Origin of the sequence: Alteriqipengyuania lutimaris (assembly GCF_003363135.1) — a bacterium.
In the GTDB taxonomy this organism is placed as follows: Bacteria; Pseudomonadota; Alphaproteobacteria; order Sphingomonadales; family Sphingomonadaceae; genus Alteriqipengyuania; species Alteriqipengyuania lutimaris.
Genome location: NZ_QRBB01000001.1, coordinates 269,487 through 281,897 on the forward strand (window position 1 = coordinate 269,487; position 12,411 = coordinate 281,897).

The 12,411-nt window shown below is 65.9% G+C and carries 9 protein-coding genes; 6 read left to right on the plus strand and 3 right to left on the minus strand.

The features are described 5' to 3' along the window. Nucleotides 1–189 precede the first annotated feature (189 nt). The 4 genes from katG to DL238_RS01245 all read left to right on the plus strand — a co-directional run bounded on the left by katG (nucleotide 190) and on the right by DL238_RS01245 (nucleotide 7,334). Nucleotides 190–2,406: a catalase/peroxidase HPI gene (gene katG, locus DL238_RS01230; RefSeq protein WP_115490601.1), complete on the plus strand. Its 2,217-nt coding sequence runs from the start codon at nucleotides 190–192 to the stop codon at nucleotides 2,404–2,406. A 230-nt stretch (nucleotides 2,407–2,636) separates the two neighbouring features. Next, a complete protein-coding gene (locus DL238_RS01235) occupies nucleotides 2,637–4,121 on the plus strand; it encodes a methyl-accepting chemotaxis protein (protein WP_234030915.1) in 1,485 nt (494 codons plus the stop codon). A 170-nt stretch (nucleotides 4,122–4,291) separates the two neighbouring features. After that, entirely contained in the window at nucleotides 4,292–5,842 is a 1,551-nt protein-coding gene (locus DL238_RS01240) for a catalase (protein ID WP_115490602.1), read from the plus strand. 10 nt (nucleotides 5,843–5,852) lie between these two features. Next, nucleotides 5,853–7,334, plus strand: a complete 1,482-nt coding sequence (locus DL238_RS01245; protein WP_199801342.1) for an aldehyde dehydrogenase family protein — start codon at nucleotides 5,853–5,855, stop codon at nucleotides 7,332–7,334. Between the two features lie 14 nt (nucleotides 7,335–7,348). On the opposite strand, the gene DL238_RS16545 is transcribed toward DL238_RS01245, so the two are convergent. The 3 genes from DL238_RS16545 to DL238_RS01260 form a co-directional block, all read right to left on the minus strand. After that, on the minus strand, nucleotides 7,349–7,711 hold the full coding sequence (locus DL238_RS16545; RefSeq protein ID WP_325048428.1) for a Smr/MutS family protein: 363 nt from the start codon (nucleotides 7,709–7,711) through the stop codon (nucleotides 7,349–7,351). Between the two features lie 221 nt (nucleotides 7,712–7,932). Next, the gene (gene mltA / locus DL238_RS01255; RefSeq protein ID WP_115490605.1) at nucleotides 7,933–9,132 is read right to left on the minus strand and encodes a murein transglycosylase A; all 1,200 of its coding nucleotides are present in this window, start codon (nucleotides 9,130–9,132) and stop codon (nucleotides 7,933–7,935) included. A 43-nt stretch (nucleotides 9,133–9,175) separates the two neighbouring features. Then, nucleotides 9,176–9,838, minus strand: coding sequence for a Tim44/TimA family putative adaptor protein (locus DL238_RS01260; protein ID WP_147290966.1), 663 nt, complete (start codon nucleotides 9,836–9,838; stop codon nucleotides 9,176–9,178). Between the two features lie 282 nt (nucleotides 9,839–10,120). Here DL238_RS01260 and secB point away from each other — a divergent pair, with 282 nt between their 5' ends. Both secB and murJ read left to right on the plus strand, forming a co-directional pair. Continuing rightward, a complete protein-coding gene (secB, locus tag DL238_RS01265; RefSeq protein ID WP_115490606.1) occupies nucleotides 10,121–10,657 on the plus strand; it encodes a protein-export chaperone SecB in 537 nt (178 codons plus the stop codon). A 26-nt stretch (nucleotides 10,658–10,683) separates the two neighbouring features. Then, on the plus strand, nucleotides 10,684–12,315 hold the full coding sequence (gene murJ / locus DL238_RS01270; RefSeq protein ID WP_115490607.1) for a murein biosynthesis integral membrane protein MurJ: 1,632 nt from the start codon (nucleotides 10,684–10,686) through the stop codon (nucleotides 12,313–12,315). The last annotated feature ends 96 nt before the right edge of the window (nucleotides 12,316–12,411 follow it).

The window sequence follows — 12,411 nt, forward strand, 5'->3', positions numbered from 1 at the left end:
GAGGCGTCATCCGCGAACAGCGGGTGGCGCCTTTTCATTTGCGAGAGCCCAATGTGCTGCAATCGCACGGATCGCAGGAATCAATCAATAAGACCCAATTAATCGATTGGACCAATCACCGGTCGACGGTCATTCTCTCGGCACAAGACGCGCGTAGAGCGAGTCGGAAATGCCAAGAGGAGAGATGCGATGGACGCGAAGACTGGTGATATGAGCGGTGGTTGCCCCTTTACCGGCGACGGCGGCGTGCGGGCGCTTCTGGGACGCACCAACAAGGACTGGTGGCCCGATGCGCTCGACCTGCATATCCTGACGCAAGGCGGGCAGACGCCCGATCCGATGGGCGAGGATTTCGACTATGTCGAAGCCTTCAACGCGCTCGATTACGATGCGCTCAAGGCCGATCTCAAGGCGCTGATGACCGACAGCCAGGAGTGGTGGCCCGCGGATTACGGCCACTACGGCCCGTTCTTCATCCGCATGGCGTGGCACGCGGCGGGCACCTACCGCACAGGCGACGGGCGCGGCGGCGCATCCAGCGGCCAGCAGCGCTTCGCCCCGCTCAATTCTTGGCCCGACAACGGCAACCTCGACAAGGCGCGGCGGCTTCTCTGGCCGATCAAGCAGAAGTACGGCAAGCACATCAGCTGGGCGGACCTGTTCATCCTGACCGGCAATGTCGCGATCGAGAGCATGGGCGGGCCGGTGTTCGGCTTCGGCGGCGGGCGCAAGGACGTCTACGAGCCGGAGAACGACATCTACTGGGGCTCGGAAGAAGAGTGGGTCGACCAGGGCGTCGAGACGCGGATCATTCCCGATGAGGGCAAGGCGCTCGAAAACCCGCTCGCCGCGATCCAGATGGGGCTGATCTACGTCAATCCCGAAGGGCCCGGCGGCAATCCCGACCCGCTCCAGTCGGCGCGCGACATGAAGGAAACCTTCGGCCGCATGGCGATGAACGACGAGGAAACCGTCGCGCTGACCGCGGGCGGCCACGCCTTCGGCAAGTGCCACGGCGCGGTGCCCGCCGACCAGCTGAGCGGATCGCCCGAGAGCGAGGCGATGCAGCACATGGGCTTCGGCTGGGCGACCGATGCCGAGCAGATCGAGAAGGGCCACATCACCACCTCCGGCCTCGAAGGTGCGTGGACGCCCAACCCGACGCAGTGGGGCGGCGACTATTTCCGCCTGCTGTTCAAGTACGAGTACGAACTGGTGAAGAGCCCCGCGGGCGCGCAGCAGTGGCAGCCGGTCGATCCTGATCCCAAAGACATGGCGCCCGACGCGCGCGATCCTTCGAAGAAGGTGCCGACCATGATGACCACCGCCGACATGGCGCTGAAGATGGACCCGGATTATCGCAAGATTTCCGAACGCTTCCGCGACGATCAGGCCGCGCTCGACGATGCCTTTGCGCGTGCATGGTTCAAACTGTGCCACCGCGATATGGGCCCCAAGGTCCGCTACCAGGGCCCCGAAGTGCCCAGCGAAGACCTGATCTGGCAGGACCCGGTCCCCGCCGGTACGCAGGCTTCGGACAGCACGGTTTCGGACTTCAAGGCCAAGGTGCTCGATAGCGGGCTGAGCGTGCGCGAACTCGTGAAGGCGGCGTGGGCCTCGGCCAGCACCTACCGCAAGAGCGACCATCGCGGGGGCGCCAATGGAGCGCACATCCGGATGGAGCCGATGAAGAGCTGGGAAGTCAACGATCCCGAGGAACTCGGCAAGGTTCTCGCCAAGCTCGACGAGCTGCGCGGCGACCTCTCGATGGCCGATGCGATCGTGATCGCCGGGTCCGCCGCGGTCGAGACGGCGGCGAAGGATGCGGGCTTCGACATCTCCGTTCCGGTCACCACCGGGCGCGGCGATGCGACCGAAGAGCAGACCGACAAGGAAAGCTTCGAACCGCTCGAGCCCTTTGCCGACGGCTTCCGCAACTACCTGAAGACCAAGGCGAGCGTGAAGACCGAGGACATGCTGATCGACCGGGCCAGCCTGCTCGGCCTCTCGATCCCCGAGATGACCGTGCTGGTCGGCGGGATGCGCGCGCTGGGTGCGCTCAGCAAGCATGCCAAGCACGGAAATAAGATCGGCGTGCTGACGGATCGCCCCGGCCAGCTGACCAACGATTTCTTCGTCAACGTCCTCGACATGGGTACCAGGTGGACCGTGGTCGACGAGAGCGGAGACGAGGAATTCGTCGGCACCGACCGCAAGTCGGGCGAAGAGAAGTGGCACGCGACGCGGACCGACCTCGTCTTCGGATCGAACTCGCAGCTGCGTGCCGTGGCGGAGGTCTATGCCGAGACCGGGCACGAGGAGAAGTTCGTGCGCGACTTCGTGGCCGCGTGGACCAAGGTGATGGACGCCGACCGCTTCGACCTGACCTACGCCAAATATCACTGATCGCGGGTCTAACCCTCATCGGGACAACAGGGCCTCCGGCAGCAATGCCGGGGGCCTTTTTCGTATCCGCGACGGCCATCTGCAGCGGCAAGATCGGCCCAAGGAAAAAACCGTGCGATTCCAGCATGCGTCCTAAAAAAACCGGCCTCCTCAGACTCTTACCCCGCCCTACGGTCCTAAGTAGGTAGTCGTGCGACCACGGGGGTCCGCTCAGGCATCAGGATAGCAAAGTGGCAGATCAGATACGTACCCGTCTCCAGTTCATGGAATTCGACGAAGCGCAGCGCGAAAAGCTGCGAACCGCACAGCCGGCCGTTCGCGCGGTGATCGGACCCGCGCTCGACCGCTTCTACGCCCGCGCGAAGCAGACTCCGGAGACGGCGGCGTTCTTCGACAACCAGGCCCATATGGACAAGGCCAAGGGTGCGCAGGAAAAGCACTGGGCGCATATCGCGCGCGCCGATTTCGACTCGACCTATTACGCGAGCGCGCGCCGGATCGGTGCGACCCACGCACGGATCGGCCTCGAGCCGCGCTGGTATGTCGGCAGCTACGCCATCGTGATCGAGGAACTGGTGCACGGCGTTGCCCGCCGCACACCGTTCTGGAAGCGGCTGCTCGCGGTGTTCAACCCGTCCGCCGCCCATGATACGACGATGGCGCTCATCAAGGGTGCGCTGCTCGACATGGAGCTGTCGCTCTCGGTCTATTTCGAGGAAGCGAGCGCATCGCGCGAAGCGGCCGTCGCACAGCTCGACGAGGTGCTGGCCGCCCTGTCCGAAGGCGATCTCACTCGTTCGCTGTCGGACATGCCCGAGAGTTTTGCGGGCCTCGAACACAGCTTCAACGGCGCGCTTGCCAAGATTCGCAAGATGATTGCGGCAGTGGCCGAAGGAACCAGCAGGATCGACTCGGGCGTCCACGAGATTGCGCAGGCATCCGAAGACCTGGCCCGGCGGACCGAGAGCAATGCGTCGAGCCTGGAGGAAACCTCCGCCGCCATCATGCAGATGGACGGGCGCCTCAAGACCACCGCCGAAGCATCGCGATCGACGGTGCAGCGCGCCGACCAGACGATCACGACCGTTTCCGGCGGGCGCGAGATTGCCGATCAGGCCGTGGGCGCGATGACGCGCGTGGCGGAATCGACCGAAGGTATCGACGGCGTGATCGAGGGTCTCGACAAGATAGCCTTCCAGACCCGGGTTCTCGCCATGAACGCCGCCGTCGAGGCGGGCCGCGCGGGCGAAGCGGGCCGTGGCTTCGCGGTGGTTGCCGACCTCGTCTCCGCCCTCGCCATGCGGGCCGAGGAAGAGGCGGGTCAGGCGCGCGAACAGCTTACCGCGATCCAGACCGACATCGGCACCGCGGTCGGCATGGTGAAACGGATGGACGGCGCCCTGTCCGACATCGCGCAGGATGTGGACCAGGTCCACGAACTGCTGGGCAGCATGGCTGCCGACAATGGCGCGCAGGCCGGTACCATCGGCGAAATCTCGTCCGCGATCAGCAGCATGGACACCTCCACCCAGCAGAACGCCGCGATGGTCGAGCAGACCTCTGCCTCCGCGCGAAACCTCGCCAGCGAGGTCGGTGCACTGGCCGAGCTCACCAAGGCGTTCCGCCTCGATGCAAATGCGGATGGGCTGCCCGCGGCCCATATCGCCCGCCCCCAGCGCGCGATGGCCGACCCCGTTTCGCTGCACCATCACTGACTCGGCCGCAGAATTCTGCGACCAGAAGGGCCCCCGGCAGGACTGCCGGGGGCTTCGTCGTGTGCGGGAAAAGCGAATGCAGTGAACGGTTTTATCGGTCCCGCGATTGCGGAACAGGACTGCGCGCCGCGCGCTATCCCCCTGTAACCTTTTACAGAAAGCTGCGCGCCATGGCCAAGACCGTTCCCCCCACCACCACCGATGCCGGTATCCGCGTCCAGAGCGACGAACATTCGCTGACGATCGGGCGCGACGGCCCCATCGTCCTGAACGATCACTATCTGATCGAGCAGATGGCGAACTTCAATCGCGAACGGATTCCCGAGCGCCAGCCGCATGCCAAAGGCTCGGGCGCCTTCGGCACGTGGAAGACCACGGCGGACGTGTCGAAATACACCAAGGCCAAGATCTTCCAGCCGGGCGCCGAGTGCGAGACCGCAATGCGCTTCTCCACCGTGGCGGGTGAGCGCGGCAGCCCCGATACCTGGCGCGATCCGCGCGGCTTCTCGGTCAAGTTCTACACCGAGGACGGCAATTTCGACATGGTCGGCAACAACACGCCGATCTTCTTTGTCCGCGATCCGATGAAGTTCCAGCACTTCATCCGCAGCCAGAAGCGCCGCGCCGACAACGGCCTGCGCGATCACGACATGATGTGGGATTTCTGGACGCTCAGCCCCGAAAGCGCGCACCAGGTCACCTACCTGATGGGCGATCGTGGCGTGCCCAAGAACTGGCGCGAGATGAACGGCTATTCGAGCCACACCTATATGCTGATCAACGAGGATGGCGAGAAGTTCTGGGTCAAGTTCCACTTCCACACCGATGTCGGTGACGAGAGCGGCAACGCCCACCTGACGCAGGACGAAGCGGTGAAAAAGGCGGGCGAGGACAGCGACTACCACCGCCGCGACCTGTTCGACGCGATCCACGAGGGCAACTTCCCGAGCTGGACACTCAAGTGGCAGATCATGCCCTACGAGGATGCCAAGACCTATCGCATCAACCCGTTCGACCTGACCAAGACCTGGCCGCACGAGGATTATCCGCTGATCGAGGTCGGCACGCTGACGCTCAACGAGAACCCCGTCGACTGGGACACACAGATCGAGCAGCTCGCGTTCGAGCCCAACAATATGGTGCCCGGCATCGGCCTGTCGCCCGACAAGATGCTGCTCGCCCGCGGCTTCTCCTATTCCGATGCGCACCGCGCGCGGCTCGGCGTCAATTACAAGCAGATCCCGGTCAATGCGCCGAAGAACGCGGACGAGGTCAATTCCTACAGCCGTGCCGGGCACATGCGAACGCAGAATGCGGTCGACCCGGTCTATGCGCCCAACTCCTACGGCGGGCCCGCTGCGCAGCCCGAAGTGGGCGGCGAAGCGACATGGTACGCCGACGGCGACATGGTGCGCGAGGCCTACACTTTGCGCGAGGACGACGACGACTGGTCGCAGGCCCGCGCGCTCGTAAACGACGTGATGGACGACGCGCAGCGCGACCGCTTCGTCTCCAATGTCGCGGGCCATCTTGCCGACGGCGTCAGCGAGAACGTGCTGGTCCGCGCGTTCCAGTACTGGAAGAACGTCGACGAGACGATCGGCCAGCGGATCGAGGACAAGGTGCGCGAGATGATCGGCGGGAAGTCGACTGCACCCGGCCTCGGCAGCGCCAGGTCGATCTCCGGCGAGGCCGCTCCTCTGAGCGAAGCGGCGGAGTAAGGGGGCGATCATGGCGGCTTACGAGAAGCTCGACAGGATTTTCGTTTCGGGCGAATGGCGTAACGGCTCGGGCGAAACGCTCACCAACATCTGCCCGTGGGACGAGAGCACGATTTTCGAAATGCCCTGCGCCACGGCAGACGACGTGGACGAAGCCTGCCGCAAGGCGGCCGAAGCGCAAGCCGAATGGGCGGCCATGCCGCCCTCGGCCCGCGCGGCCAAGATGCTCGCGATCGGCGACATCCTCGAAGCGCGCAAGGGCGAGATCGCGGACTGGATCGTGCGCGAGGTCGGCGGGACGCAGGTGAAGGCCGCGCTCGAACTCATGCTGGTGACGCAGGTCACCCGGCAGGAAGCGGCAGCGCTCCCCTACATGGTCGAAGGCGCGATCCTGCCCGAGGAGATTCCCGGCAAGGAAAGCCGTGCCTACCGCCAGCCGGCAGGCGTGGTCGCGCTGATCAGCCCGTGGAACTTCCCGCTGCAGCTCACCGCGCGCACGCTGTTCCCCGCGCTGGCGCTGGGCAATGCCGTGGTGCTCAAGCCCGCCAGCGATTCGCCGGTCACCGGCGGCACCGTGTTCGCCGCGATCTGCGAGGAAGCGGGCCTGCCCCAGGGGCTGGTGTCGGTCCTGCCCGGCAGCGGATCGGAGATCGGCGATGCACTGATCCGCAACCCCATTCCCTCGGTCGTCAGCTTCACCGGCTCGACGCCCGTCGGTCGCGGGGTCGGCAAGGCGGCGCTCGATGGCGACCGGATCAAGTCGCTCGAGCTCGAACTCGGCGGCAACTCGCCCATCGTCGTGCTCGACGATGCGGATATCGACTATGCGGTCGAGGCGAGTGTGTGGGGCAAGTTCATGCACCAGGGCCAGATCTGCATGATCGCCAACCGCATCGTCGTGGAAGACGCGGTCTACGACGAATTCGTCGAGAAGTTCGTCGCCCGGGTGAAGGAGCTGCCGGTCGGCAAGCGCGATGCGGCGGACTGCTTCATCGGCCCCGTCGTCAACCGCGACCAGTTCGACGGGATCATGGACATGATCGCCAAGGCCAAGGACCAGGGTGCAAACTGCGCACTCGGCGGTGAGCCCGACGGGCTCGTCATCCCGCCCCACGTCTTTACCGATGTTGGCGAAGACAATTGCCTTGTCGCGAACGAGATCTTCGGGCCCGTCGCGCCGATCCAGCGCGCGCGAGACGAAGAGCACGCGCTCGAACTCGCGAACAATACCGAGATGGGCCTGTCGAGTTCGGTTTTCAGCCGCGACGAAGGCCGCGCGCTCGCCTTCGCCAAGCGGATCGAAGCGGGCATGACCCACATCAACGACCAGCCGGTCAACGACAGCCCCTTCGCGCCCTTCGGCGCGGTCAAGAATTCGGGCGTTGGCCGGTTCAACGGACGCTGGGCGATCGAGGCTTTCACCACCACGCAGTGGATCTCGGTCCAGCACGAGAAGCGCCGGTTCCCCTTCAGCGCAGACGACCTGGGCTGAGCGCCAACGGCTTTTCAGCCGCCCCGTCTCAGCACGATATACAGCGCACCGTCGCCCCCGTGGCGGCGGTGCGCCTTGCGGATTGCCGCGATGGCTTCGCCGTGCTCGCTCGCCGCGAGCCAGTCGAGAATCTTGGCGCGGATCGCGCCGCGCCGCTCGCCCCGGTCCGCCGCATCGCCGCCGCGCGGCTTGCCCGTGACCACCAGTACGGTGCGCGCACCCATGCCGCGCGCCTGCGCCATTCCGCCCATCAGGCGACTATAGGCACGGTCGAGCCCGTGATCGTGCAGGTCGAGCGAGAGGTCGGGGACGATCTCGCCCGTTTTCAACCGGCGGTCCCAGTGCGAATCGAGATTGCCCGGCGGATTTCGACGCACCGGCCTAGCGGGGGGCGCTGGAGACCTTTCTGCAGCCTTGGGCATGGGCGGTGGGCTCGGCCTGGCCGTGGCGACCGGCGATACGCTCTTGGGAGGAGGAGCCGGAGCGGTGGCAGCGGGTTTCGGAGAACGCGGACCGAGCGGAGTCACGCTTTCGGCGAGCTTCGCCCAGGCAGCACTCTCTTCCTCGGACAGACCTCTCGGAAAATTGCGCGGCGGTCTCATCGCCCGTTGAGGCGTGCGACAGTCCCCTTGGGCAGCAGCACCAGCGCATTGCCGCGCGCGCTCATTCCGCCCGCAATCTCGCGCGCATCGCCGCCCCTGCCCGGGCCGTTGCCCCAGAAGGTGTCGAAGCGGTTGGCGCCCTTGATCGCGCCGCCGGTGTCCTGCGCCACCCACATGCCGTCCGCCACGTCGCGATCCATGTCGAGCACCACCGGCGCGCCATATGGCACGAAGCGCGGATCGACCGCCACGCTGTTCTCGCGCGTGACCGGCACACCCAGCGAACCGAGCGGGCCCGACGTGTCCAGCTCGCGGAAGAAGATCCAGCTCTCGTTCTCGCGCATCAGCGCCTTGCCCGCCACGGGGTTCTCGTTGAGATATTGCACGATGCCCTGCATCGATCCGGGGTACTGGCCCGGCCCGTCGCCCAGCAGGCCGCGCTCGCGCATCAGCCCGCCGATGCCGGTGTAGCCGCGCCCGTTCTGCCCGGCATAGCCGATCCGCATGCGGGTGCCGTCGGGCAGCCGCAGCAGGCCCGATCCCTGGATCTGGAGGAAGAACATCTCGACCGCGTCGGCCGCCCACGCGATTTCGAGGCCGCGCCCGGCGAGCGCGCCATCCTCGATCTCGGCACGCGTGTAGTAGGACACGAAGTCGCCGTTCTCGTCGTATCGGCCGAGCGGCGGGCGCCCTTCGCGCTCGCTTTCGGGCATGTCGGCAGGCAAGGCGCGCACCAGATCGTCCGGCATGCGGTAGACCGGGACGTCGTAGCCCGGGCGGCGCGTGCGGCTGCCGAGAATCTCGGGCTCGAAATAGCCGGTGGCGAAAGCTTCGCCACTGCCGATCCGCGCGGTTTCAAAATAGGTCTCGAAGAAAGTCAGCGCATCGCCTTCCCAGCGAAGCGCGGCGGTGCAGGTGGGCAGCCAGTCGCCGGGGCGTGTCAGGCCGCTCGCATCCTCTTTCTGCGACGCCCAGTCGCAGCTCGTGCGGAATGCGCCGAGCGCCGCGGCGGCATCGGCAGGAGCGATCCGGAGCGAGCGGAAGGCGGGGCCCGGTTCGACGCCGGCAGCCAGCGCACCTTCGACAGGCGGCGGGGGCGGGGTTTCGATCGGATCGAAGGGCGGCTTGTCGGCACCCGGGCCGACACAGCTCGAAAGCACCATCAGGGCCGCGAGGGGCCACATCCACTTGAACATCGGTCCCCTCCCTGCGCGCCGGACAGCGCGTTGGCTCGAATTCCTAGCCTTCGTCGGTTTCGACCAGCTGCCAGTCGGGCGTGCGCGAATCGACGCGGCGGGCGAAGGTCCAGATATCGCGGCTCTCAATCGCGTCGTCGAGCGATCCGGCCACCATCGTGCCCTCGCTGTCGCGCGTCACGGCTGCGATGTCGGCGACGAAGCGTACGGTGATGCGCGCTTCCTTGCGCTCCAGCTCGGCATCGCGAATGGTCGCATCCTCGATCCGGATGAGCTTGTTGTCGAGCGTTTCGCCCGCCTCCTCGCGCGCGTCGATGGCCTGGGCGAAGCCCTCGTAGACCGAATCGTCGCACAGTTCGCGCAGCGTTTCCTTGTCGCCCCGCCAGTAGGCCTCCAAGATCATGCCGTAGGCACCCTTGGCACCTTCGAGGAAGGTGACGATGTCGAAGCTGCGATCGGCCGAAAGGATCGACTGCACGCCGCGCTCGACCACCGGCAACACGTCGGGCTTGGCTTCCTGCTCGGTCACGGCGCGCGCCGGGGCCTGCGCATTCTGCGGTGCCTGCGACGCTCCGCGCGGGTCCTTGCCCTCGAATCGATGCGGCACGGGCTCTTCCTCATGCTCGGCACGGCGGCCGAGAACGGAGTAGAGCCGCAGTCCCAGAAAGACCGCGATCATGGCGAGAATGACGATTTCGGTGATCACTTGTAACGGCACCTGGCTTTCGCGGACGCGCAATATTCGGTGGGATGATCCGGACGCGCCCTTCGTGTTTTCTTTCATTCCCACACATAGGGGCCGATATCAAATGCACAACGTGGCCTTGTGGCTCCCTGAACGACGAGCGGGACGGCGATTCGTGCCCGTTGCGAGGCGCGAAGGCGGCTGCTAGGCGCCGGGGACGACTGCGAATGGCGGCCCACGGCGCGCCATGCGCAGGCCAAACAGATCACCGGGTTACCACCCAAATTCGAAAGAGTGAGTTTCATGGCCGACGAAGGCGACGTTCTGACCAATCTCGACACGCAGACCACCGGCAACGGCGCGGACAACCGCCCGTCCGCAGGCTTCCTCGCGCAGTACATCAAGGATCTCTCGGTCGAGAATCCCAACGCGCCGGCCAGCTTCCAGTGGACCGACGCGCCGAAGATCGACCTGCAGTTCAACATCGGTGCAGAGCCGGTCAACGACGAGGTCAGCGAAGTCGAGCTGAAGGTCAACGCCACTGCCATGTGCGAAGCCGGGCAGCTCTATGTGATCGAGCTGGTCTATGCGGGCCTCGTCGGCATCCGCAACCTGCCTGACGACCAGGCGCACATGTTCCTCTATGCCGAAGCGCCGCGTATCCTGTTTCCCTTCGCCCGCCGCGTGGTTGCCGACGCCACGCGCGACCTGGGGTTCCAGCCGCTGATGATCGACCCGATCGATTTCAACGGTCTGTACATGCAGCGCCTGCAGCAGAAGCAGCAGGAAGAGGCCGCCGGCGGCGCCCAGACCGGCAGCACACCCGGCAGCGACGCCTGACGGTTTTCGCATAGAAAGGCGGGCGGATGAGCCTGCTCAGGAATGTCGGCACGATCGGCGGACTGACCCTGGTCAGCCGCTTCGCGGGCCTCGCGCGGGAGATGATCTTCTCCCGCGTGCTCGGCGCGAATGCGGTTACCGACGCCTGGTTCCAGGCCTTCATCATTCCCAACGTCTTCCGCCGCCTGTTCGCGGAAGGCGCCTTTTCCGCCGCGTTCGTGCCGATGTTCTCGAAGCGCTTGCACGGCGCAGGCGACGCGGACAGCGGGCTGGAGGAGGCGCGCAGTTTCTCGAACGATGTGCTGAGCGTCTTCCTGCCGGTGCTGATCGCGCTGTGCGCGGTGATGATGCTGGCCATGCCACTGGTGATCCGCCTGCTGGGCGACGGCGATTCGCCGCCCGCAGATTTCGCGATGGAGGTCGACTTCGCGCGGATCATGTTCCCCTATATCGCGCTGGTCAGCCTGGTGACGCTGTTCACGGGCATGCTCAATTCGGTCAGCCGTTTCGCGCCGGGGGCGAGCTTCCCGATCATCCTCAACGTCGTCCTGATCGGCGCGCTGCTCTTCGGCGATTACGCGATGGGCGAGTGGGGCTGGACCGCGCGGCAGGTCGGCTACAGCCAGGCTTGGGCGGTGACGGTGGGCGGGGCGATCCAGCTCGCCTGGCTCTATTACTGGACGCGGGTCGAAGGCTTCCGGCCGAAGCTGCTATGGCCGCGCATCACGCCCGAGGTGAAGCGGCTGAGCATCATCGCGCTGCCCGCCGCGATCGGCGGCGGCGCGTACCAGATCAACACGCTGGTGCAGCTGTACTTCCTCAACCAGCTCGACAGCGGATCGATCAGCTACATGAATTACGCCGACCGGCTGAACCAGCTGCCGCTCGGCATCATCGGCATCGCGCTCTCGACCGCGATCCTGCCGACGCTGTCCAAATTCGTCGGCAGGAAGAACAGGGAAGGGACCGACCGAATCCAGTCCGACGCGATCGAAGTGGCGATGATGCTGACGATCCCCGCCGCCGTGGCGCTGGCGATCTGCGCGATCCCCTTCGTCACGATGATTTTCCAGGGCGGGCGTTTCAGCGTCGAACAGGCGGCCCTCACCGGCAACGTGCTCGGCATGCTCGTCCTCGGCCTGCCGGCCTACGTGCTGGTCAAGGTGCTGGTGCCCAATTTCTATGCGCGGTCGGATACGCGCACGCCGGTCTACGCGGCCTTCATCTCACTGGTCGTGTTTACGGCGATGAACTTCGTCCTCGTCGCCGACTGGGGCGTCGTCGGGGTCGCCTTCGCCAGCGTGATCGGCGCGTGGATCAACGTCGCCTATCTCTACGCCGTGCTGGTCCGGCGCGATTACTATAGGATACCGCTCAAGCTTGTGGGCCGTATCGCGCGCCAGATGCTTGCGGCGGGGGCCATGGGCGCGGCCCTGTGGTTCGCGCGCGACCTGCTGACCGGCTGGTACGATGCAGGCCTGTTCGCGCGGGCGGGCGCGCTGATCGCGCTCGTGATCTGCGCAGGCGCGGTCTATTTCGGCGTCGCCTTCGCCATCGGCGCGATCGACAAGCAGCGCATCGTATCGCTGACCCGCAAGAGCCCCATACCCGATACGGGCAGGTCCGAGGGCAGCGGGCCGGACGATCTTGCCCCCTAGCAGGCCTGTGCTATGCCCCGCAGCGATGACTGATACGCCAACCCCGACCCGTTCGGCCCCGGCGCGCTTCGTGCTGCGCGGGCGGGCGGCCCACCC